Source organism: Pseudomonas tremae (assembly GCF_001401155.1).
GTDB lineage: Bacteria > Pseudomonadota > Gammaproteobacteria > Pseudomonadales > Pseudomonadaceae > Aquipseudomonas > Aquipseudomonas tremae.
Map to the genome: position 1 here is coordinate 1 of NZ_LJRO01000372.1, position 420 is coordinate 420.

Here is a 420-nt window from a genome sequence, read left to right on the forward strand (position 1 = left end):
GTATTCCAAGGGCTATGGAAAGCGCTTATCACATGGGCCGAGGCGCGTTGCAGCTGCCAACCCAGATCGCCGTGGACACGGTTCGAGTGTTGGCAGACGGTGCGCTGAACGGCGTGTCGTCAGCACGCGCTGCGCTTACGCCAGCAAAGTCGCCTGAAGCTCGCGGGTCCGTCGACGAGCTCCGGAACACGGCCCCAACGCCGGGCACAGTCCGTACCTGTCTGCTGTCCGGCTGATTCAGACTGCTTTAACTTTAAAGGACTATAACGATGAGAAACCCGACACCCGATTTTGCCCGCTTCATCAACGCTCTGGGCGTCCAACTCGGTACATCACTGGCCTTGCAGAATGGCGTATGCGCCCTTTACGACGGCCAGAACAACGAAGCGGCGGTCATCGAATTGCCCGAGCACAGCGAAA

General features: G+C 59.3%; 2 pseudogenes. Both read left to right on the forward strand.

Annotated features, from left to right (window positions below):
• Nucleotides 1-236 (forward strand): annotated as a pseudogene (locus ALO43_RS31610) (hypothetical protein); the annotation flags it as partial.
• 33 nt (nt 237-269) lie between these two features.
• A pseudogene (locus ALO43_RS20835) lies at nt 270-420 on the forward strand (type III secretion system chaperone); the annotation flags it as partial.